25 protein-coding genes are annotated in these 23,822 nt (G+C 28.5%); 9 read left to right on the top strand and 16 right to left on the bottom strand.

Translation table 11 applies throughout. From position 1 onward, the window contains the following. Positions 1–20: 20 nt before the first annotated feature. The 8 genes from BP997_RS04190 to BP997_RS04155 form a co-directional block, all read right to left on the bottom strand. Positions 21–929 carry an NAD(P)/FAD-dependent oxidoreductase gene (locus tag BP997_RS04190; protein WP_413824227.1) on the bottom strand — a complete coding sequence of 303 codons (909 nt, stop codon included), beginning with the start codon at positions 927–929 and terminating at the stop codon, positions 21–23. Positions 930–958: 29 nt separating this feature from the next. Continuing rightward, complete coding sequence (gatE, locus tag BP997_RS04185) at positions 959–2,830, bottom strand: Glu-tRNA(Gln) amidotransferase subunit GatE (protein ID WP_413824224.1); 1,872 nt, start codon at positions 2,828–2,830, stop codon at positions 959–961. A gap of 28 nt (positions 2,831–2,858) precedes the next feature. Beyond that, positions 2,859–4,166, bottom strand: coding sequence for a Glu-tRNA(Gln) amidotransferase subunit GatD (gene gatD / locus BP997_RS04180; protein ID WP_413824221.1), 1,308 nt, complete (start codon positions 4,164–4,166; stop codon positions 2,859–2,861). An 87-nt stretch (positions 4,167–4,253) separates the two neighbouring features. Next, positions 4,254–5,750 carry a 2-oxoacid:acceptor oxidoreductase family protein gene (locus tag BP997_RS04175; RefSeq protein ID WP_413824218.1) on the bottom strand — a complete coding sequence of 499 codons (1,497 nt, stop codon included), beginning with the start codon at positions 5,748–5,750 and terminating at the stop codon, positions 4,254–4,256. 33 nt (positions 5,751–5,783) lie between these two features. Next, positions 5,784–6,950 (bottom strand): 3-methyl-2-oxobutanoate dehydrogenase subunit VorB, encoded by a 1,167-nt coding sequence (locus BP997_RS04170; protein WP_413824216.1) that lies wholly within the window; start codon positions 6,948–6,950, stop codon positions 5,784–5,786. 3 nt (positions 6,951–6,953) lie between these two features. Continuing rightward, positions 6,954–7,205, bottom strand: coding sequence for a 4Fe-4S dicluster domain-containing protein (locus tag BP997_RS04165; protein ID WP_413824214.1), 252 nt, complete (start codon positions 7,203–7,205; stop codon positions 6,954–6,956). Positions 7,206–7,257: 52 nt separating this feature from the next. Continuing rightward, positions 7,258–8,931: an AMP-binding protein gene (locus tag BP997_RS04160; RefSeq protein ID WP_413824211.1), complete on the bottom strand. Its 1,674-nt coding sequence runs from the start codon at positions 8,929–8,931 to the stop codon at positions 7,258–7,260. Positions 8,932–8,983: 52 nt separating this feature from the next. Beyond that, complete coding sequence (locus BP997_RS04155; RefSeq protein WP_409197637.1) at positions 8,984–9,535, bottom strand: helix-turn-helix domain-containing protein; 552 nt, start codon at positions 9,533–9,535, stop codon at positions 8,984–8,986. A 468-nt stretch (positions 9,536–10,003) separates the two neighbouring features. On the opposite strand from BP997_RS04155, the gene BP997_RS04150 reads away from it, so the two are divergent. The 3 genes from BP997_RS04150 (at position 10,004) to BP997_RS04140 (ending at position 11,267) form a co-directional block, all read left to right on the top strand. Further along, positions 10,004–10,393, top strand: a complete 390-nt coding sequence (locus BP997_RS04150; RefSeq protein WP_409197636.1) for a hypothetical protein — start codon at positions 10,004–10,006, stop codon at positions 10,391–10,393. A 61-nt stretch (positions 10,394–10,454) separates the two neighbouring features. Continuing rightward, positions 10,455–10,862 carry a hypothetical protein gene (locus tag BP997_RS04145; protein WP_409197635.1) on the top strand — a complete coding sequence of 136 codons (408 nt, stop codon included), beginning with the start codon at positions 10,455–10,457 and terminating at the stop codon, positions 10,860–10,862. A 24-nt stretch (positions 10,863–10,886) separates the two neighbouring features. After that, positions 10,887–11,267: a hypothetical protein gene (locus tag BP997_RS04140; RefSeq protein WP_409197634.1), complete on the top strand. Its 381-nt coding sequence runs from the start codon at positions 10,887–10,889 to the stop codon at positions 11,265–11,267. A gap of 38 nt (positions 11,268–11,305) precedes the next feature. Here BP997_RS04140 and BP997_RS04135 read toward each other — a convergent pair whose 3' ends face one another. From BP997_RS04135 to BP997_RS04125, 3 genes are all read right to left on the bottom strand, one after another. Then, on the bottom strand, positions 11,306–12,820 hold the full coding sequence (locus BP997_RS04135) for a hypothetical protein (protein ID WP_413828875.1): 1,515 nt from the start codon (positions 12,818–12,820) through the stop codon (positions 11,306–11,308). 142 nt (positions 12,821–12,962) lie between these two features. Next, positions 12,963–13,262, bottom strand: coding sequence for a DUF2085 domain-containing protein (locus tag BP997_RS04130; RefSeq protein ID WP_409197632.1), 300 nt, complete (start codon positions 13,260–13,262; stop codon positions 12,963–12,965). Positions 13,263–13,418: 156 nt separating this feature from the next. Then, a complete protein-coding gene (locus tag BP997_RS04125; RefSeq protein WP_413828873.1) occupies positions 13,419–13,793 on the bottom strand; it encodes a hypothetical protein in 375 nt (124 codons plus the stop codon). A 128-nt stretch (positions 13,794–13,921) separates the two neighbouring features. On the opposite strand from BP997_RS04125, the gene BP997_RS04120 reads away from it, so the two are divergent. Further along, complete coding sequence (locus tag BP997_RS04120; protein WP_409197630.1) at positions 13,922–14,185, top strand: SHOCT domain-containing protein; 264 nt, start codon at positions 13,922–13,924, stop codon at positions 14,183–14,185. Positions 14,186–14,265: 80 nt separating this feature from the next. Here the strand turns inward: BP997_RS04120 and BP997_RS04115 are convergent, their stop codons facing one another. The 5 genes from BP997_RS04115 to BP997_RS04095 all read right to left on the bottom strand — a co-directional run bounded on the left by BP997_RS04115 (position 14,266) and on the right by BP997_RS04095 (position 17,123). After that, positions 14,266–14,862, bottom strand: coding sequence for a zinc ribbon domain-containing protein (locus tag BP997_RS04115; RefSeq protein WP_409197629.1), 597 nt, complete (start codon positions 14,860–14,862; stop codon positions 14,266–14,268). A gap of 105 nt (positions 14,863–14,967) precedes the next feature. Continuing rightward, the gene (locus tag BP997_RS04110; RefSeq protein WP_413828870.1) at positions 14,968–15,282 is read right to left on the bottom strand and encodes an HNH endonuclease; all 315 of its coding nucleotides are present in this window, start codon (positions 15,280–15,282) and stop codon (positions 14,968–14,970) included. A 77-nt stretch (positions 15,283–15,359) separates the two neighbouring features. After that, positions 15,360–15,725 carry a hypothetical protein gene (locus BP997_RS04105; RefSeq protein ID WP_409197627.1) on the bottom strand — a complete coding sequence of 122 codons (366 nt, stop codon included), beginning with the start codon at positions 15,723–15,725 and terminating at the stop codon, positions 15,360–15,362. A 15-nt stretch (positions 15,726–15,740) separates the two neighbouring features. Next, a complete protein-coding gene (locus BP997_RS04100) occupies positions 15,741–16,052 on the bottom strand; it encodes an HNH endonuclease (RefSeq protein WP_409197626.1) in 312 nt (103 codons plus the stop codon). Between the two features lie 174 nt (positions 16,053–16,226). Then, the gene (locus BP997_RS04095) at positions 16,227–17,123 is read right to left on the bottom strand and encodes a hypothetical protein (protein WP_413828869.1); all 897 of its coding nucleotides are present in this window, start codon (positions 17,121–17,123) and stop codon (positions 16,227–16,229) included. A 185-nt stretch (positions 17,124–17,308) separates the two neighbouring features. On the opposite strand from BP997_RS04095, the gene BP997_RS04090 reads away from it, so the two are divergent. From BP997_RS04090 to BP997_RS04070, 5 genes are all read left to right on the top strand, one after another. Further along, a complete protein-coding gene (locus BP997_RS04090) occupies positions 17,309–17,587 on the top strand; it encodes a hypothetical protein (protein ID WP_409197624.1) in 279 nt (92 codons plus the stop codon). A 109-nt stretch (positions 17,588–17,696) separates the two neighbouring features. After that, a complete protein-coding gene (locus BP997_RS04085; RefSeq protein WP_409197623.1) occupies positions 17,697–20,726 on the top strand; it encodes a type I restriction endonuclease subunit R in 3,030 nt (1,009 codons plus the stop codon). Between the two features lie 85 nt (positions 20,727–20,811). Beyond that, positions 20,812–22,317 (top strand): type I restriction-modification system subunit M, encoded by a 1,506-nt coding sequence (locus BP997_RS04080; RefSeq protein ID WP_409197622.1) that lies wholly within the window; start codon positions 20,812–20,814, stop codon positions 22,315–22,317. Beyond that, positions 22,307–23,419, top strand: coding sequence for a restriction endonuclease subunit S (locus BP997_RS04075; protein ID WP_413828867.1), 1,113 nt, complete (start codon positions 22,307–22,309; stop codon positions 23,417–23,419). The genes BP997_RS04080 and BP997_RS04075 overlap by 11 nt, the downstream gene beginning before the upstream one ends. A gap of 45 nt (positions 23,420–23,464) precedes the next feature. Then, entirely contained in the window at positions 23,465–23,752 is a 288-nt protein-coding gene (locus tag BP997_RS04070) for a hypothetical protein (RefSeq protein WP_413828865.1), read from the top strand. The last annotated feature ends 70 nt before the right edge of the window (positions 23,753–23,822 follow it).

Genomic DNA, 23,822 nt, shown 5'->3' with positions numbered 1-23,822 from the left:
TCCCATCCAAACCCTTTTTTTTATAAATCTCTTTCATTAAAGGCAATACTACTAGCAACTGCACCTTCACCACAAGCAACAACCCATTGTTTAATACCACCAGTAATATCACCAGCAGCATAAATATGATCCACATTAGTTTTTTGTTGTTTATCTGTTATAATATAACCAGCATCATCTAATTTAACACCTAAACTAATAGCTAACTCATTTTGAGGAAGATCTCCAATAGCAACAAATAATGCATCAGTTTCAACATCAATTATACTACCATCAGTTTTTTCAAGAATCACACTTTCTACAGTTTGACTGCCTTTAATTTCTTTAACAACTGCATTCCAGATTACATTAATTCCTTTTTTATCTAAAACATCTGTTAAATATTTTTCAGCTCTTAATTCATCCCGCCGATGCACTATCTGAACATCACATCCAAGATTAGTTAAAAATATACTCTCTTGAGCTGCACTATTACCTCCACCTATAACAAGAACTTTACGATTTTTAAAAAACATTCCATCACAAGTAGCACAATAAGAAACACCTCTACCTTTAAATTCCTCTTCACCTGGAACATTTAATTGGCGATGTTTACTTCCAGTAGCTAAAATAATATTTTGTGTATGGTAAGAATCTTTATCAGTATTAATAATGAAACTTCCATCTTCTTCTTTACTAATACTTTCAATATTTTCCATTTCATTAATTTGACAATATTGTTCACATTGATTCTTTGTATGTTCAATAAGTTTCATACCATTTATATGCTCATAACCAGGATAATTTTCCATAGCAGGAACCTCTAATCCTAATCCACCAGTTAAACCTTTATCTATTAGTAAAGTTTTACTATTCTGTCTTCCAGCATAAATCCCAGCACTTAAACCAGCAGGACCTGCTCCAATAATGATAATTTCATATTCTTCCATACTAACAAAATCTCCTTAATAATATAATTTTATAATCTTTTTTGTATTTCTTCTCGGACAATTTTATTCACAATACTTCCATCAGCTTTACCCTTTAACTGTTTCATACTCATACCCATTAAAGGACCCATAGCACCCATTTGACGTTCACTAATCATAGTTTCATTTTCAGATACAATATTTTCTATAATTTTTTGAACATCATCTTCACTTAATAAAGTTAAGTTATTCTCTTCAGCTAATTTTTCAACATTTTTACTTGGATTATCACTAATACTAATTAAAAGTTTATTTAATGCATCTTTACTAATTTTATTATCTTTTAATAATTTAAACATGTCAACGAGTTTATCAAAAGTAATATTGTTAATATTATGATTATCCCTACGTAACTCTTTTAAATCATATGCAAGAACACTAGCTACAGGAGTACTTTCAACTTTCACTTGTTTTAAGATTTCTTCAAACATATCAGCTTCTTGAGTACGTACTAATTGATTAGCTAAATCTTCACTTAAACTATATTCTTTAATGATTCTAACCTTTTTCTCATCTGGTAATTCAGGTAAGTTATTAGCAATTTTATTTATGTGTTCTTTACTAATTTGGAATAATGGAATATCAGTTTCTAAATACATCCGATTAGCTGTTGCAAGAGGTCTCATATATTCAGTGTTTCCATCTTCTAAACATTTACGTGTTTCTTCAACAACACCATCAAATGCCATTTTACTTCTACGTATAACTTCTTTTAGAGCACTAGTTGCTACTTCAGGTTTTTCGGCAACAATAATAATCGCATCTTCAGGTTCAACTTTTAAGTATCTTTTAAGTTTATCCACTTCTTCTTGACTTATACCATAAGCAGGTAATTCATCAGTATGGAATAATCCATGAACACCACGTTTTTTAGCATAACCTGATAATTCAGTTCCAAATCTTCTACCTGGTTGAACTTCTAATCCAATAAGACCATCAAATCCTTTAAGAATAATTGCTTTAATACTTTTAGCACTCTTTAAAATCTTACTTCCAGTATCCTTAAATACTTCATCAATGTCATAAATTTCATCAATTACCTTAGCATTTCTTTCTTTTAACTGATTACGTATTTCAATTAACTTTAATTGGCGTGTTACTTCTCGTTCAACTATTTCAGGCATTAATTCTAAGTCTTGAACACCTTTAATTTCTACACGTGCACCTTCAGCAATACTAATATTTACATCCTGTCTGATTGTTCCAAGTCCTCTTTTAACTTTAGTACTTCTTAGAACTTGTCCGATCATATAAGCTACATGTTGCATTGCATCAGGATTATGAACACTAGGATCTGTTGTAATTTCTGCAAGTGGAATTCCTAACCTATCAAGACGGAATTCAGTATATGGTCCTTCACTGTCAACTCTTCTAGCAGCATCTTCTTCTAAACCTAAAGTTTCTATTTTAACTTCACCATAAGGAGTGTCAAGATATCCATCAGTTGCAAGTAATCCTGTTCTTTGAAATCCACTAGTATTACTTCCATCAATTACTTGTTTTCTCATAGTATGAAATTCATCTACAACTTTCATGTTTAAAAGTGAAGCTATAGTTAATGAAATATCTAATGCTTCTTTATTTAAATCATGTGGAGGTTCATCATCAGTTTCCACAAGACAAGTATGAGTGTTATATGATTCATAATTGAATCTTTGTTTTTGCATTGATTCTTGATATGCTGCTCTATCAATTTGTCCTAATTCACTTTGAGTTGGTCTTAATATTCTTTTAATTTCTGCATCATAATTATCATCACGTAATTCTGTTGGGCATGGGCAAAAAAGTTTACTTTCAGTATCTAATTGTTGATGAACTTCTAATCCCATTTTAAGACCTAATTTTTTCCAATCTCTACTCATAAATAATCACCTAAATCATTATTTTTTTTTAGTTTAAAAAATATTTAACAGAACTACTATGACTTAATTCACCTGCAATATTAGTAGTCATAATATTTTCAACATCATTTAAATTCTCGCTCTGACCAAGGGCCCATGATAATTTAACATAAGCAGTTTCAGGAGTCATATCCTGTCCACTTATAACGTGAGCATTAATAAGTTCACGACCAGTACTGTAAACATTCATATTAACTCTACCATAAAGACATTGACTAGTCATAACAATTGCAATGTTTTCATCATAAGCACGATTAAGAGATGGGATTAAATTTTCAGGAACATGACCTAAACCAGTACCTTCAATAAGTAAACCTTTGAAACCTTTATCAATATGATAATCAATTAATTCATTAGTTATACCAGGAAAACTTTTAATAAGTGCAGTTTTAGGTTCTAAATTAGTGTTAAGTTTTAATTCCTTTTCGTTACGTTTAGTGTAAGGTAAATTAGTACTTATAATATTTCCATGTTGTAATTCTGCAATTGGTTCACAATCAATACTTCTAAATGTATCCCTACGACTAGTATGCATCTTACGAACTTTTGTACCTTTATGTAAACTGCAAGTATTATCATTTAAACTATCATGCATACAAACAGTGACTTCAGCAATATCAGATTTTGCAGCACCTACACTATTAAATAAATTAATAAAAGCATCAGTACTAGGACGATCACTACTTCTTTGAGCACCAGTAACTACAATAGGAACAGGAGTTTCCATCATAAAACTAAGAGCAGCACTAGTATAATGCATAGTGTCAGTACCATGAGCTACAACTACACCATCACAACCATTATTAATATCATCAGCAATAGATTCAGCAGCTTCCACCCAATACTCAGGACGCATATTTTCACTAAGAATATTATATAAAGCTTTCACATCATAATTAGCAATATCTAATAATTCAGGGTTTGCACGAAGTAAATCTCCTGCAGTAAAAGCAGGATGAACAGCACCAGTTTTATAATCAATTATACTACTAACAGTACCACCAGTAGATATAATACTAATATCCATCTTCTCAGGGTCATGTTCAATTTTAACATCATCGTATCCAATCTTAGGTTTTTCCCCTTTTTCAACTAGTTTAATTTTCGCATCCTTAATATTAATTCCAATATTATATCCACTATCTAATTTAATAACAATAAATTCATCAAGAGCATCATTAGATCTATCTAAAATAATACCTTCATATGAAACATCATCTTTTTCAATAAAAACAGTATCTCCAATAGAAATACCTGCATCATCAATGAATTTTTCACTTAATTCTTTATAAGTCATAAAAAAATACCTCAATTAAAATATAAAAAAAATTATTATAAAAAAATATAAAAAAATAGAAATAAAAGTAATATATTCTCCTTTTATTTATTTGCTACTGGGATTTTCTCTCATCCATTTAGCACCAGCATGTAAAACTTTAACATTAATGTCAATTAATTTAGGTTTAGAAGCAAAACTTTCTTCAATACCTTTCTCATAAGCTTCAGGTGCTATTAATTCTCCTTCACCACCAATTTCCATAATGGCTCCAAGAATAGCAGTATTCATAGCTTTAGGATTACCAATTTTAGTAGCTATTTCTCTTGCAGGAATTCTAATTAAATGAACACTTTCTTTAGCATTCAAATCTTCATGAGTATAATTCCCTGCACGAGAATCATATAAAATATATCCATCATCTTTAACATCAACTGCAAATTTCATTAAAGCAGATTTATTTAAGGCAATAAGATAATCACAAGCCTCAACAACAGGTGTTCCAATAGTATGAGGACTGATAGTTACACTACAATTACTAGTTCCTCCTCTTTGTTCAGGACCATAACTTGGATACCAACTAACATGATTACCTTCAGCACATGCAGCTTGAGCTAAAGTCAAACCAGTACTTAAAACACCTTGACCACCGAAACCAGCACATTTAATAGTTACATCTTCAAAGTTTTCATCGTCTTTTAATGTTATCATATTAGAACGATCAATTTCAAAAACTTCATCTAATTTTTTAATACTGTAATCTGGAGTTCTACGTTCAATAGGTTCAACATCATGATAATTATCCCGGAATCTTTTTACTGGGAATTCTTTAGCCATTTCATTTATAAGGAAATCTTCTGTTCCTTGTGCATCACGACGTAAATTAGTAGGGCAAGGTGATAATACTTCTACGAAGGCATATCCTTTTCCTTCTTTTTGAATAAGTAATGCTTTACGTATAGCTATTTTTGCTTTTCTAATTAAAGATGGAGTTGCAAGTGATACTCTTTCTATAAATACAGGTGCTTTTAAATTATCTAATAATTCGCACATATGCATAGGATAACCTGTATAATTTGCATCTCTTCCTTCTTGACAGGTTTTAGTTTTTTCACCAATAAGTGTTGTTGGTGCCATTTGTCCACCAGTCATTCCGTAAACAGTATTGTTTACGAAAAATACTGAAATTTTTTCTCCACGATTTGCAGCTTGGATTGTTTCATTTAAACCAATACTAGCTAGGTCACCATCACCTTGATAACTCATAACAATACTATTTTCTTCAGCACGACTTATTCCAGTTCCTACTTCTGGAGCTCGTCCATGTGCTGTTTGCACATTTCCACAATTAAAATAATAATAAGCGAATACTGCACATCCTACAGGTGAAATCATCACACTGCGATCTTGAATTTCAAGTTCATCCATTACTTCACCTATTAATTTATGAAGTATTCCATGTCCACATCCTGCACAATAATGAGTGTTTGTTATGTCGCTTCCTTTATGTGTGAATTCATCGTTAAGACTTTTAGGTTTTTTTATAACTTTCATTTGGTAATCTGGGTAACCTGGTATATCTTCATATTCCTCTTGAGTTTTCATTCTTTTTACACACTCCATTAAATTATTTTTTTTTTAATCTATTACCCTATGTCTTAGAATGTCATCGTTATCTAATTCATCTTTGTATGTTTCATCGTGAGTGTAATCGATATAATATTTTCTTTCTTTAGAATGTAATTTATATTCTTCATCAATACCTGCGTTAACATAAATTCTATTTAAAATATCTTGTAATTCTATAAGATTTCCACCCATACGATTCACAAGACTCACATCTTTACAATATGCTGCACTTTTAACATCTTCACGTAATTGACCATTACTCATTTCAACACTAATGAAGTCGCATCCTTTTTCGGAAAGTTCAGCAATTTTATCTTTAGGGAAAGGGAATAATGTTATTAAACGTAATAATCCAACTTTAACACCCTTTTTTCTTGCAATATCTACAGCTGTTCTTGCTACACGACTACTTGTTCCATATGAAACAAGTACTATTTTTGCATCATCTAATTTGTATCCTTCATATTGAACTTCATTTTTTTCAATGTCTGCATACTTATCTTGTATGTAATAATTAAAATCTTCTAATTGGTCGAAGTCTAAGAAAATACTTGTAACAAGATTATCTTTTGTTTCTTTGTTTCCTCTCACAGCCCAAGAATTATCAGGTTTTTTATGATAAGCTCTTTCTGGGAATTGTAATGGTTCTGCCATTTGTCCTAATACTGCATCTGCAAGAACAACTACGGGGTTCCGGTATTTATCTGCTAATTCAAATGCTTTCATTGTTAAATCACACATTTCTTGAACACTATTTGGTGCTAAAACAATGTTTTTATAATTCCCATGACCTCCACCTTTAACAACTTGATTATAATCTCCTTGTTCAGGTCCAATATTACCTAATCCTGGTCCTGCCCGCATAACATCAACAATCACAGCTGGTAATTCTGCTCCAGCAAGATAAGTGAATCCTTCTTGCATAAGACTTACTCCAGGTCCGGAAGATGCAGTCATAACTCTATGTCCTGCAGATGCTCCTCCATAAATCATATTGATACTTGCTTCTTCACTTTCAGCTTGTATAAAAGTACGTCCAACTTTTGGGAAATATTTACTTGCTTCATGGAGTACTTCACTTGCAGGGGTAATTGGATAACCAAAATAACAATCACAACCAGCATATAATGCTCCAACTATAACTGCAGTGTTTCCTTTAACCATTTGACTACTCATATTTTATTCACCTTTATAATTTCTTTTTTGCACTGGAATACGTACTTCAATTGCTAAAGGTTCTGGACAAGTATAATAACAATCTCCACAACCTATACAACCTTCTCCAGTATATTCTGCATATTGATATCCTTTATTATTAATACCTTTACTTAAAACTAAACAATTCTTTTTACAGTAAAGTATACATCTCCCACATGCTTTACAATTATTTTTATTAATAATAGGATATGCTTTTGGTTTATTTTCATTCATTTTTATCAAATCTTAAAATATTTTATTTATTTCCATTATTTTATTGTAATAATTATTCTTTATCTGATTTATTTATGTCTTCTCCACGTATAGTGTTTCTTTTGATTTTTCCACTAATGGTTTTTGGTAATTCATCAACAAATTCAATTACTCTAGGATATTTATACGGTGCAGTTACCTTTTTAACATGATTTTGAATTTCTTTAGCTAATTCATCACTTGGAGTATATCCTCGAGTTAAAACAATAGTTGCTTTAACTACTTGTCCTCTAACTTCATGAGGAACACCAGTAATTGCACATTCAAGAACACTAGGATGGGATATTACAGCACTTTCAACTTCATATGGTCCAATACGATACCCACTACTTTTAATTATATCATCATTACGGCCTTCAAAGTGATAGTATCCGTCTTCATCAACCCATACAGTATCTCCACTATGATAATGACCATCAAAATTTTTCTTTTTCATTTGTTCAGGGTTCTTAAAGTATTCTTTAAATAATCCTGCAGGGCGACCTTGATCAATACAAAAAGTTAATTCTCCACGACTTCCAATATCTACAACTTGACCATCATTACCAAGTATATCAAGATTATATAATGGGCTTGGTTTACCAACAGAACCAAGTTTAGGTTCTAACCATATAAATGTACCAAGTCCTAAAGTGGTTTCAGTTTGCCCAAAACCTTCTTTAATACTTAATCCAGTTTGTTTTTTAAATACTTTGAAAACTTCAGGAGGTAAAGGTTCACCAGCTGTTGTAACATGTGTTATATCACTAAAATCATATTTACTTAAGTCTTCTTTAATTAAGAATCTGTAAATAGTTGGAGGTCCACAAAAAGTTGTTACATGATGATCTAAAACCTTTTTTATTAAACTTAATCCATTAAATCTAACATAGTCATAAATAAATATAGCTGTTCCAGCTATCCATTGACCATAAAGGTTTCCCCATACAGCTTTACCCCAACCAGTATCTGCTGCAGTATGATGAAGTCCTTCTTCAACAACATCTTGCCAATATTTTGCAGTTACAATATGAGCTAAAGCATAGATAGGAGTGTGTGCTACCATTTTTGGTTCTCCACTAGTTCCACTAGTGAAGTAAATTAACATTGTATCATCATTAGTAACAATATCTTTTCCTGTTGGTTTTTCGAATTCATCACTCATTTTCATGATTTCGCTGTTGAAATTATACCAACCAGGAATTTCTTTATTTCCTACTATTACTCGTTCGAAATCATACTTTTCATGAGTTTTATTATAATCTCTGATTAAATAATCTTCTTCTACTGTTACAACCATTTTTATTTCTGCTTTACTGATACGATAATCAATATCGTGAAGTTTTAACATATGGGTTGCAGGTACAGCTATAGCTCCTAATTTATGTAATGCTACCATGTTAATCCACCATTCATAACGGTTTTTAAGGGTTAACATTACAGTATCTCCTTTTTTAATTCCTAATTTTTTATAGAAGTTTGCTGCTTGGTTACTTAATTTACTAATTTGTTCAAATGTGAATGTTTTTTCTTCATTATCATCACACCAAACAAGTGCTAATTTATTTGGATCTATTCGTGCATATTCATCTACAACATCAAATCCAAAGTTAAAGTTTTTTGGGATTTTTAATTCGAAGTTTTCTTCAAAGTCTTCGTAAGAGTCGAAATCTACTCTTTTAAGAAATTTTTTTAATAGTGATGTCATTTTATTATTCCTCTAAAAAATAATATTTATTATTAGTTAAATCTCACATTTTTTACATTAAAACAGCTAAAAATTTTGCTGGTTTATTATTTAAAGCAACCATTGCATGTTTATGGGTACTGTCAAATATTACTGAATCTCCAGGGTTTAATTCAATTTCATTATTGTGTATGAATAGTTTTAAGCTTCCTTCAAGAATATAATTAAATTCTTGTCCTGGATGATTATTTAATGAAGGTGTTTTATCCTCTTTAGGATCTACTGTTACTATAAAAAATTCAGATTTTTTATTTGCAAATCTTTTACAAAGGTTTTCATATTCATATTCTTTACTTCTATCAACACTAGTTCCTTTTCCTTTTTTAGTAACATCAAAAATGTTCATTCTGGTTTCTTCACCAGTAAGTAATAAGGATAGGTCTACATCGAAAATATTTGCAATTTCATTAAGTAAACTTGCTGGAATATCTTTTTCTCCTTTTTCATATAAAATATAAGTATCTTCATCAATTTTTAATTGTTCAGCGAAGTCTTTTGTTGAAATTTCAGACAATTCTCTTAAGTCATTAATACGAAGTCCAATTTCTTTTGCGAATTCATTCATATTTTTCTACCTACCATATTATTTTTTTTTAATTAATTTTGTAAAATTTATTTTTAAGTTAAATATAATGTTATCTAATTTTTTATTTTTCAGATTCTAGTTTTTAAAAAAATTAGTAATAAAAAATTAATAATTTTAATTAAATAAGATTTTTTTTCGAGTTAAAATATTAAAAAAGTATTAGTTAAATATTTTAACATATAATAATATCAGTCTTTTATTAATATATACTTTATTAATTTTCATGATAATTAATGACAAATTATTTTTATTTGTAATTAAAAAAATGCTATATATTATTATATAATAAGAAACCATAAATTTTATTATATAATAAGAAACCATAAATTTTAAATTAATAAAAATTAAAGTTTATTTCTAATTAAGAATAAAAAAAGAAATAATAAAAATTAAAGTAAATCATTTTTATAAAATTTACTAAAAGAATAAAATCGGAGAAAAATTAATATGTCAGAATCTGATCTTGGTGAAAATTTAATATTTAAAAAACAGTCTGGAGAAGTATTAGAAGTAAATCAAAAATATGTAGGTATAAAATCTAGAGAAGATGCATTTATGAGTATAAACTTCAGAGTACCTAAAGAGGATATGGAAGTTATACAAAGATTTTTCCAAAGTTTTGACATGATAGAACCTTTTAAAATGGATATATGTAGTACAGGGGACATACCTATTTATTTTAGGGGAATATCTCCAGTTCTTGAAAAAAATGAAATAGGGAATAAATATTCATTTATGGCATTAACTGTTCAAGAATCTGTGAAAACTCCTGAAGAAATTGATTTATGTCATGAGTGTACAGGTTGTGGTTTACACTTTGAAAATTCATCACAATAATCTTTATATTTTTTTATAAAAAAAATTACATTAAAAAATTTTTTAATGGAGGATAAAAAAAATGGATGAAGAAAACAAAATTAAAGATGAAGACGTGGATTTAGAAAATTATATCACTTTTCAAAAAGAAAATGGTGAAAGTTTAGCTGTAAACATTAAGTATGTTGGAATAAAACAAAGACAAGACCATTTATTAAGTATGAACTTTCACACATTACCTAAATTTTTAAAAGAAATTATAGACTTCTTTGATGATGTTGGGGATGTTGGAAATTTAGCATATAATATAAGTAACACTGGATTTGTTCCTGTTAACTTTAGAGGCTTATCACCTGTAGTGCGTGAACCTAGTCCTGATAGAGATGTAATATTTTCCATGTCTTTACTTTTAGATCCTGTTAAAAATGTACCTAAAGATTCTTATTATGATCCTACTTGTGGAACTTGTCCTTTCCATCATATTGATTAAAAAATAAGGTTCATGGAGTATAAAATGGTAAATTCAGATATAAGTGATTATATAACTTTTAAGAAGAGATCTGGTGAAATACTTAAAATTAAACAGGAATTTGTAGGGATTAAATCTAGACAAGATAAAACTATGGCTATTCATTATAAAGCGCCTTTAAATGATACTGTTGAAATGGAAAGATTTTTCGATAATTTCAGTACTATTGAAAGATTAAAAATGGATATTGGTGATACAGGTTATATTGGTGTTAATTATCGTGGATTAATCAAAGGTAAAGATAATAATATACCTGAATATTATGATTACTTAGTTTTACTAGTTGAAGAATTTAAATGTCCAAAAAAAGAAGAATATAAAAATATGAAAAAAAGTTCAAAATTTCGCAATAAATTAGCAGAATAAATTTATTAAAATTTTTTAAACATTTTTTTCATTTTTAACTATTTTTTAAATTTACACACTATTAAACCTATTAATGTTAATAGTAGTAAGCCGAATTCATTTCCCGTTACCTTCATATTTACTTCATTACTAATTTTATTTGAACTGTTTGTATCAAGTTTATTTGTAGAATTAGTAAAAGTAGATGTATTTTGATTACTATTTCTATTATTTGTTGAATTAGTATTATTTGAAGTATTGTTTGTTGTATTAGTGCTGCTATTAGTATTGTTTAAAGCATTTAAATTATTAACCAATACTTGATAATCACAAGTTGTAATTATAGTTTGATTAGAATTTGTTTTGCTTAACTTATAAGTTACACTACCATTAATTAAGTTATTATAATAATTTGAACCATCTACACTTACAGTTACATTAAGAGGCATGTTACTAATTTTCATACCATTATTTGATTCTAAAAAGATGGTTAAAATTCCAGTAGTATTATTTTCAATTATACTAGTTTTCAAATTTAACCAAGTAGAAGGATAATTAATAGTTTTATCATAATCAAGAACAAATCTTCCAGTCCAGTTAATCGGATAAACTGTACTATTTAATAGGTTATTTACACCCCACCAATTATTATTAAAATTACTTAAAGAATTTGTTCTATATAAATAAATATCACTTCCAAGAATACCTGAATTATTTAAAATAATACAATTATTAACTATTAAACTGTTAGCATAATTATAAAAACATCCACCTTCGGAAGAAGCCTTATTCTCAGTAAAAACACTATTAGTAGCAACTATATTTCCACTATTAAAGATAGCACCACCAATTTCTGCAAACCCATTACTAATACTAATATTATTTAAATTCATACTTGTATACCATGAATAAATAGTTCCACCCCATCCAAGTGCAGAATTATTATTAAAAACAGTATTAGTAATTTTACAATTAATTGAACTACTAGTAGCTACAGCTCCACCATCATAATCTGCTTGGTTGTTATAAAATTGGGAATCACTTATTTGTAGGGAAGAATTTTTAAGACAAACTGCTCCACCATTAGTGCTTGCATGATTGTTTTCAAAGATACAATTTGATATTGTAATTGGGCTATCAAAACTGGAAATCGCACCACCATCAGAACTATTACCATTAATAAATGTCATATTAATAAAATTAACATTAACACCACCAGTAATAGTGAAAATAGAAGAATTGTCATTATTACCATTTAAGATTATTAAATTAGATTTTCCATTACCTACAAATGTTAAACTTTTATTTACTAAAATTCCACTTTGATTATAAGTTCCAGGTTCTAAAATAATTGTGGATCCTTCACTTGATGAATCTATACTACTTTGAATTGAATCATTTGAGGAAATTACATTATTTTGAACTTCATTATATAAAGTAATATTATTTTGTGAGTTAGCAATAATTCCGGAAGGTTCTGTGCTTATGTTTTCATCTGCTATTACACTTGGTATTGTAATTATTAAAAATAGTAAGAATAGGTTAATTAATAAAATCTTTTTTTTATAGTTCATTTTTTTTCACCTCCTTTTTTGGGAGTTATAATAATTATTATATAAAATTTTAATCGATATAAAATTATGTATACATCGAATTTATTAGGTAACTATTAAAAATTGTATCTTCTCAACCTAAAAAAATATAATATTTCAAAGCTTAAATAAGAATACCAATACTTAGTCCTCTAAGCAATACTGTAATAAATCTTAAAGTATTATTACTTTCATGAAAACCTAAACTTTGTGTAACACCATCAACCACCAATGGCAATAAAATTAAAACACTAAATAAAAGTAGTGAAGGAGTATAATCTATAAAATAAAAATAAGCATAAACAATATAGGTAAAAACTCCTAAATAAACACCAGTACGCCTAGCACAGACTGGAAACTGATGACCTTTAAAATGAAAACTTCTCTCAAGCTTGTGATGACATATAAGATTAGTAAATTCCATACATTATCAAATAAAATATTTGAAAAAACAAGTTAATAAAATTTTATAAAAAAAGTTTAAAAGGGGGTGTAATATGTTAAACTTAACACATATTATCTCTCAAGAAAATGTTTTATAATTAATTTTATATAAAAGTCTTGTTCGTATAATTAAAAATCAAATTATAATTCCATCATTTCCACCAATTTTATCCCAATCAGGGGTTATATTTGATTGATGCCAATCATCCCACTCTTTAATTTGAAGTTCAACACTCTTTTTTTCATCATCCTCTTCATCTAAATTACCATTATTAGAAACTTGTTTAGAATTTGTATGAGAATTACTACTAACTGCCACATTTTTAGAATCACTAGAATCCTTAGTGTTAGTGCTTACAGAATCATTAGTACTGTTAGTAGTATTATTAACTGTTACATTGCTAGTTATTGTAGGATTATTATTACCTGCAAGGGCAAATCCTGCAAATAATGCAACAACCCCAACTATAACTATTATTAAACCAATTATTAAATAATCTTTATTATCCATAAAACATATCACATCCCCATTCACTTATTAAAGTTTTTTTATGATTGATTTATAGTATGTTAAATTAATAGTTTAAAATTTTCTTTTTAAATTTTCAGCGTTTGTAATTATCTTAAGTTAAACATGCTATGAGTAATGTTAATGTACGTATGCGTGATGGAGAAGTAATTAGCTTAGGTGCAACAGCCAAAGTATGTGAAACTATTTATACATATTTACATGAAAAATGGGATAGTTACCAGAAAAATAAAGATACTCCAACTCCAAGTCCACTACAAAAAGAAGAACCCCAAAGTAGTAATGCTGATGAATTATTAAAATATGCTGAACTATACGAAAAAGGATTATTAACTAAAGAAGAATTTGAAGCTAAAAAGAAAGAATTACTTTAAATTCTTTTTTTAATAACTATTTTTGTTGATTATGTAATTTTAGAAAAAGTTAAAAAAGGGGTAAGTGTTAAAAATCCCTATTAAAAAGTTGGCATATTATTTGTATTTATTTTATAAGTAGTTTTTCCACAAACAGTTTGACCATTTTTTATTTCTATCACTACATGGTGTGGTTTAATACCACTATCTGTACCATATGAAGCTAAAGAGAATTGTCCATTAGTTGGACCACTTTGAGTTACATTACGAGTATCTACACCTAGTGCATTACCCCAAAAATCAAAGAATTCTGCTTTAATAGTATAAGGATCAGTATTGCTTGGTAAATTAGTTATTTCACCATTAATATAAAATCCATAACCGCCATCATTAAATTTATATATGTTTTGATTTATATCCACTATTTGAAATTGTAAATTAGTATCTGGGGATTCTGTTGGGGTTAAGTAATCTGCTACAAAAATTATACCAAAAATTACTATTATTGCTGCTATTACTCCAACAATTACCTTTTTATTCAATATGGTAGATTTATCTATTTTAGTATTAGTTATTTTAGATTTAATATCTTCTGTTTCTTTATTAGTTACTTTTTTATCAAACTTATGTCCACATTCTGGACAAAACTTATGAGTATCCTCTAGTTCGGCTCCACATTCTGGGCAATATTTAACCACTCATATCAAACTCCCTTTTTTTATTTAATTATTTAAAATAAAAATATATAAAATTTTATACTTTCATCTCACTAATAAAAAAATCTTCAATTTAATATAAAAAAGTTATTTATTCATTTGATTATGTAATATTTTATCAGATTCCCCACGATTACAATCAAAGCATAAAGTTTGGAGGTTGCTTATATCATCACTTCCGCCTTTTAATACTGGTATTATATGATCTACTTCTAATTTAACACCATCATATCTATCCCTACCACACATTTGACAAGTGTAATTGTCTCGTTCTAATACTAATGTTCTTTTAGTTAAAGTAATATCTCGTTTTCTAATAATGCTTTCACTGATAATACTCTCGTAATGATATCCGGTTCGTGAATAATTTGGTTGTGAATAATTTTTTACATGCCATATCAATTCGTCCCTTACTTGATAATCCCATAATTGATAATTATGAATCTTTTCTACAATAGCCTCAATAATATACTCTCCATCTAAGGGTATAACTCGTATTTATTTAATAATTCATAAAAATAAGGTTTTCTCGGTTCATGTAAACCTACTATTATTTTTAATTCAAACATAGCGTTCAATCTAATCTTATCTACAGAACGATTTTCATGTGGTTTATTAATAGAACTTCTATCTTTTACTTCTTTTTCTAATTCATGCTTTATATCTAGTTCATCTATAATGCTGTTATTAATCAATTTTTTAACATACCCAATAACTTCTTCTCCATCTTCATAAGATAACTCATAGTCAGATAATAACTTATTAAAATAAGATTTCCTAGGGGGATAAGGACCCACTATTACATACAATTTTTTCATAGTTTCTTTTTTTTCATCATATGCCATATTCCTTAAATCCCTTTATTTATTCATTTGATTTGGTAATATTTTAGCAGATTTACCTCTATTACAATCAAAGCATAATGTTTGGAGATTACTCATATTATTAGATCCTCCCTTTGATACTGGAATAATATGATCCACTTCTAATTTAACACCCTCATGCCTATTTCTACCACACATTTGACAGGTATACTTATCTCTTTCTAATACTTTTGTTCTAGTACTTAAGGAAACATTTCGTTTTATGGATACCTTTGGAGGGTTATTAGATGTATTTTTCCGTGGGGGTATGTTTCTTATTACATATTTTGGATAATGTTCATTAAACAAATTTTTTAATGTATCAATGATAATATTTCCTTCTTTTTCGTTTAAATTATTCTATTTTAATAATGTTTTAAAATAATCAGTTCTTTTATAGCTAAGACCAGTTAAAGAATCTAAATGAGAACAAGCATCTTCCCTATATTTTAAATTCTTATTTAATATTTTTTTATATAAGTGCTAAAAAAGAAGGTTCATTTCTTCTTTTGAAAAAGGTTCTAATTTTTCTAAAGGAGTGCAATCCCATTCATTCATATTATAATATTTATTTTTTACTTTTAGATTTTTTTTAATTCTATTTGCATCACAAATACTTTCAATATTTTTACTCAAATCAAAACGAAAATACTTATTTTCAGGATCCTCGTAGTAAATTTTGTCATGATCAAAATAGGTAAATTCAATATAAAAATCTTTAATGTCAGGTTCCTCTTCTAATAAGGTGATTTTACTACTCTCATTTTGCTCATCAAATAATCTTTGAAAATTTTCTTGTTGTTTGAATCTGGATCGATTCGCCAACTCTTCCATTACACCATATTTTAATGAATCACCAGATTCAATTTGAGATTTCATTATATTAATAATTTCCTTCAGGTCATCATCACTTAAATCATATTCAAATAATAACATTTTACAATAATCAGAATCATTTACATATGCATTTAATATATTTAAAGAATAATTTTTTTCCTTAATTTTTTTCAAACATTCCTGTTCTTTTTTAGCTTCTTCTACTTTTTTTAGGTTTTGGCTTTGAAATATTGTTACATCATTAATTGCATTAGAATCATGGATATTTGGTTTTTTAATTTTAATTGATTCAATGTCCTTTTGTTTTTTTGGATCATTAATTTCTTTTTCTTTATTTATTTGAGTTTTATTTGAGTAATTTGGAGTAGATGTTTCAATTTTAAAATCATTACTTTCTGATCCTATTGCTAAAGAAGTTAAAAAACCAACTGGGATATAAATAGCAAATAAAACCCATAACATTAAATTATTAATTAAAGAACTTACTATTGCAAATATTATTAAAATTATTGTATAATATATTAAATAATTCTTATTCCTCATAAAACATATCCCCCCTATTATTTTTAATTAAATTTTATCATTGATTTATAGTATGTTTGATTATATTTTAAATTTTACTATTCACTTTTTTCTCAGTTGAATATAATATGATTAATTTTTAAATAATATGAATAACATAATATATTAATAATTTTAACATAAAAAACTTTAAGGGGAAGATATTTATGAGTAATAAGTATATATGTCCATATTGTGGTAAATCATTCTGGACTAATGGGGCAGTTACGCAATGTCCAAAGTGTGGACGAGTTTTTGATTCTGTAAATAGGCCTATTTTTGATAGTGTTGGTACTAGTTATGGTAGTTCTGGTTTAGCATTCTTAAAAGTAATAGGGTACTGTATACTTTTATTCTTGGGTTTATTGCTTGGTCCTATTGGTTTAATTGGTGCTATTATTCTTTGTATTATTATTCATTATGGTGCAAAGAAAATTATGAACTAATCCTTTTTTTATTTTTTGACTTTTACCTTATTTTAAGTTAATATTAATATCTTGAATGATAATATAATATATTAATTATAAAATTTTATTTTTTTAATGGTGATATGGTATGGTTTTTACTGAGGATGAATTTGAGCAATCTATTATAAGTTTGTTTGAGGGTTTAGGTTATACTCATTTTTATGGTCCTAATATTGATAGGGATTATAATAATCCTTTGTATGAGGATCACTTAAGGGAAAGTTTAAGTCGGATTAATCCTAATTTAAAATTTAGTGTTATTGATAGTGCTGTAAATCAGTTAAAAGGTTTAGTTTCAAGTAGTAATCTTATAGAATCTAATTATAATTTTACTGAATTTTTACAGAAGGGAATGTCTGTTAATTATTTAGATGGTAATGAGAAAAGGGCTGCTTTAGTTAAATTAATAGATTATGATAATGTTGATAAGAATACTTTTCATGTGATTAATCAGTGGACTGTTGATGATTTGAGTGTTAAAAGGGCGGATGTTGTTGTTTTTGTTAATGGGTTGCCTTTAGTTGTTGTTGAGTTGAAATCTCCTAGTCGTGAAGAAGTTGATGTTAGTAATGCTTATCGGCAATTGAAAAATTATATGAAAGAGGTCCCATCTCTTTTTACTTATAATGCTTTTGTTGTTATGAGTGATATGGCAACAAGTAAAGCTGGAACAATCACTTCAAATGAAGATCGTTTTATGGAATGGAAAACAGTTGATGGGAATTATAAGGATACTAGTTTTGCAAGTTTTGATGTCTTATTTGAGGGAATGTTTGAGAAGCACAGATTCTTAGATATACTAGAAAATTTTATTTTATACTCTGTTGATTCAAGTAAGTATATTAAAATTTTAGGTGCTTATCATCAATATTTTGCTGTTAATAAAGCTTTAACTACTACTCAGGAGGCTGTTTCTAGTGATGGTAAAGCGGGAGTGTTTTGGCATACTCAGGGTAGTGGTAAAAGTTTATCTATGGTTTTTTATGTTAATAAGTTGCAACATATTATGAATAGTCCAACTTTTGTTGTTATAACTGATCGTAATGATTTAGATAATCAACTTTATAATCAGTTTAATAAGTGTTCTGGTTTTATTAGTCAAAGTCCTAAACAGGCTGTTAATCGTGAGAATCTTAAAGAATTATTAAATGATCGTGTTGCTAATGGAATATTTTTTTCTACTATGCAAAAGTTTGAACTATCAGATGAACCATTAACTCTTCGTGAGGATGTTATTGTAATTAGTGATGAAGCGCATCGTAGTCAATACGGTTTAGAGGAGAAGTTTAATCCTGAAACTGGTGAGAAGATAATTGGTGCAGCACGTAAAGTTCATGATAATCTTCCAAATGCTACATTTATCGGTTTTACTGGAACACCAATAGCTACAAGGGATAAAAGTACTCGTGAAGTATTTGGTGATTATATTGATATTTACGATATGACACAATCAGTGGAGGATGGTGCAACTTGTCCAATACATTATGAAAGCCGGGTAATTAACTTAGAATTAGATTCAGAAACTTTACAAGAAATTGATGATAAATATGAAGAATTATCACTTGAAGCTGAACCTTATGCAATTGAAGCAAGTAAACATAAATTAAGTCAAATGGAAGAATTATTAGGTGCTTCTGAAACAATTAACTCATTATGTGAAGATATGAGTAATCATTATATGGATAATCGGATGTATGAGTTAAAAGGAAAAGCAATGATTGTTGCATACTCCCGTGGTATAGCAATGAAGATTTATAATCGTATACTTGAATTGCATCCAGATTGGCAGGATAAAGTAAAAATAGTTATGACTAGTAATAATAATGATCCTGAAGATTGGCATGATATAATTGGAACTAAATCATATAAAAAAGAATTAGACTCTAAATTTAAAGACCCTAATGATGAATTCAAAATAGCAATAGTCGTAGACATGTGGTTAACCGGGTTCGATGTTCCTAGTTTGGATACAATGTATATTTATAAACCTATGAAAGATCATACTTTAATGCAAGCCATTGCAAGAGTAAACCGAGTATATCCGGATAAAACTGGGGGATTAATAGTAGATTACATTGGTATAAGTGCAGCATTACGCCAAGCAATGAGTGATTATACTAAACGTGATCGGAATAATTATGGGGATATGGATATAATTAAAGTAGCATACCCAAAATTTCAGGAAATACTAGAAATTTGTGATGACTTATTCCATGGATTAGATTACACACAGTTCTTTACTGATGATCCTTTAATTCGGGCAAAAACTATTAAAAAAGGGGTTAATTTCCTATTAAAACCAGACAATGAAGAGGAAAAAGAAGAATTCTTAACCTATGCTTTAAGATTAAAACAAGCACTATCATTATGTAGAAGTAAAGCAACTGAAACAGAAAGATTAGAAGCAGCCTATTTTGAAGCAGTAAGAACATTACTAACACGTATCACACGTCCAGGTAAATTATCACCAGCAGAAATTAACAAACAAATCTCAGAATTATTAGAACATAGTATTAAAAGTGAAGGAGTAATAAACCTGTTCTCTGATGTGCAAGAAGAAACCTCTTTATTTGATGAAACATTTCTAGCTAGAATAAATAAAATGCAAGAGCGAAACCTAGCAATTGAACTATTACAAAAACTTTTAAAAGATGAAATAAAAGGGAAAAAATATAATCAAAATGTTGTTAAATCTGAAAAATTCAGTGAAATGCTAACAAAAATCATGAACAAATACGTAAACGGACACATCACCAATCAAGAAGTAATAGATGAACTAATCAACCTTGCACAAGAAATAAAAGAAGATAATAATGCGGGGGAGAAATTAGGACTAACAAATGAAGAACTAGCATTTTACGATGCAATCACACAACCAGAAAACATAAAAGACTTCTATGAAAACGATGAACTAATAGCCATCACACGAGAATTAACAGAAAAATTAAACCGAAACCGTACCATAGACTGGAATAAAAAAGAAAGTGCAAGAGCACTAATGAGAGTAACTGTAAAACACTTACTCCGAGAACATGACTACCCACCAGACGGACTAGAAACCGCAATAAATACAGTAATAGAACAATGTGAACAATGGGCAGACGCAATAGAAATGTAATTAATAAAAATAGATTATTAAAATAAGAAATCTAATGAAAATAAACTTTTTCCATTAAATAAAAAAAATTAAAAAGTGAATATTTATGACTAAAAAAGACAATACCAGTGAAATTGGTTTTGAAGAAAAGATTTGGCAAGCTGCAGATAAGCTTCGTGGAAGTATGGATGCATCAGAATATAAACATGTAATCCTTGGATTAATATTTTTAAAATACTTATCAGATAAATTTGAAGAAAAATACAACAAACTCCTTGAAAGTGGTAAAGGTTACCAGGAGGATAAAGATGAATACACTGCAGAAAATATTTTCTTTGTACCACCAGAAGCTAGATGGAACATAATAAGCACACATGCACATGAAAAAGATAATGGTATAATTATAGATGAAGCTATGCGTGCAATAGAAAAGAATAACTCATCACTTAAAGGAGTATTGCCAAGTAATTTTGCAAGACCCGAACTAGATAAACAAAAATTAGGTGATGTAATAGACCTATTTACAAATATAACAATGTCAACCCATGGAGACAAACAGGACCTACTCGGTCGAACCTATGAATACTGCTTATCAAAATTTGCAGAAAACGAAGGAAAGAAAGCAGGAGAATTCTTCACACCAACATGTGTAGTAAAAACCTTAGTATCAGTACTACAACCTTACAACGGCAGAGTCTACGATCCATGTTGTGGATCTGGTGGAATGTTTGTACAATCCAAAAATTTCATAGAAAATCATAGTGGAAATATTAAAAATATAAGTGTATTTGGGCAAGAATCCAATCCTACTACTTGGAAAATGGCAAGAATGAATCTTGCAATCCGTGGAATAGAAGCTAACCTTGGAAAAACATATGAGGACACATTCCTAAACGACTTACACTCTACCCTTAAAGCAGATTATATAATGGCAAATCCACCATTTAACTTAAAAAGTTGGGGGCAAGAAAAATTAGAAGATGATGTACGATGGAAGTATGGAATACCTCCAAAAGGAAATGCAAACTACGCATGGATCCAACACATGATACATCACCTATCACCACAAGGAAAAATGGGAATCGTCTTAGCAAACGGATCACTTTCCACAACAAATAAAGCAGAAGAAAAAATAAGAAAAGGAATACTAGAAGACGACTTAATAGAAGGAATAGTAGCACTACCAACACAACTCTTCTACACCACAGGAATACCAGTATGCCTATGGTTTATAAATCGTGACAAAAAACAAAAAGGAAAAACATTATTCATCGATGCACGAGAAATGGGAACAATGGTATCTCGTAAACTACGAGAACTAAAAACAGAAGACATAAACAAAATCAGTGAAGCATTTGAAGCCTTCGATAACGGAACACTCGAAGAAGAAAAAGGATTCACCGCAATAGCAGACTACGATAAAATAAAAGAAAACGATTACATCTTAACACCTGGCCGATATGTAGGATTTAAACCAGAAGAAGACGATGGAATACCATTCGAAGAAAAAATGGAAACACTCACAAAAGAACTAGACAGTTTATTTAAAGAATCCAATAAACTAGAAAAAGAAATCAGAGAAAACTTAAAGGTGATTGGATTTGAATTTTAAAGAATTTGATTTAAGTTCATTAATTAAGCTAAAGTATGGGAAAAATCAGAAAAAAGTTGAGGATAAAAATGGAAAATTTCCTATTTTTGGTACTGGAGGATTAATGGGGTATGCTACTGATTTTTTATATGATAAACCTTCTGTTTTAATTCCACGAAAAGGGAGTATATCTAATGTATATTATCAACAAACTCCTTTTTGGACTGTTGATACTCTTTTTTACACAGAAATTAATGAAAATTTAATTATTCCCAAATATTTATATTATTATATATCTAGGATTGATTTAAATAAATATAATGAAGGAACAACAATTCCTAGTTTGAGATCAGATACTTTAAATCATTTAAAAATAAATGTGCCTCCAATTTTGTATCAAAAACAGGTTTTAAAATTGTTATCAAATATAGACAATATTTTAAAAAACAATAATCAGTTAAATCAAAATTTAGAAAGTCAAGCTATGGAACTTTTTAAATCAATTTTTATTAATTTTAATAATATAAAGAATGAAGATTTAATAATTTCTGAAAATGGAAAAATTCCTAAAAACTACAATTTAATTCAATTAAAGGACATATGTAAATTTAAAAAAGGTAAAAAACCTAAAATTTCAACAGATCAATTTGAAAAGGGATTTTCAAATTATTTAACTATTGATGTTTTATCTGGACAAGATTATTTATATGCCAAGGATGAAAAAGGAGTTTTAATTAATGAATTAGATATTTTGATGGTAATGGATGGAGCTAGCTCTGGTAAACTCTTTTACGGTAAAGATGGTTTATTAGGTTCTACATTATCTAAAATAATAGTTAACGAAAAATATCGAGAAATTGTTTATCAATATTTAAAATATTATGAAAAATACATTGGTGACAATACTACAGGTACTGCAATTCCCCATACAGATAAAGGATTAGTATTAAATTTAAAATGTCCAATGCCTGAAGATATTTCAGAAATATCCCATATATTTAAAACCATTAGATTAAAAATCATTAGAAACAATGCAGAGAATGAGGTTCTATCTAAAATTAGGGACACCTTACTTCCAAGGTTGATGTCTGGTGAAATAGATGTTTCAAAAATAGAGATTTAATTCAAATTATATTTGATAAAGCATTTCTTGTAGGGAGTTATTAAAATGAGGTATTGTGTAAATGAAAAATTTTTAAATGAGCATTGTTTAGAAATTTGTGAAATTAAAGATGTTGTAATTCCTCCTAATCTTATTGATTTATGGTTGTTTAATGATTATAGAATGTGTTGTCAAAGATTGCTACGTAAAAATCAAAAAGATTTTTATATGAAAATGCGTTTAGGTTTTTATGATAAACCTGGTGAATCACAGCATGAACAAGATGCTAGACTTTTATATAGTTTTATAGAAAAACATTCTGAATTCAAAAATTTAGCTACGTTTGAGGAATAATGAGTTCATTTTTTCTATTTTTTTGAGCATTACTGATAATTAATTTTAGCTAGATAAATAATGATTTACT

Source organism: Methanobrevibacter sp. UBA412, assembly GCA_002495685.1.
Classification (GTDB): domain Archaea; phylum Methanobacteriota; class Methanobacteria; order Methanobacteriales; family Methanobacteriaceae; genus Methanobrevibacter_A; species Methanobrevibacter_A acididurans.
Note: the sequence above shows the minus strand (reverse complement) of the source record. Positions and strands in the feature narration are given on the sequence as shown.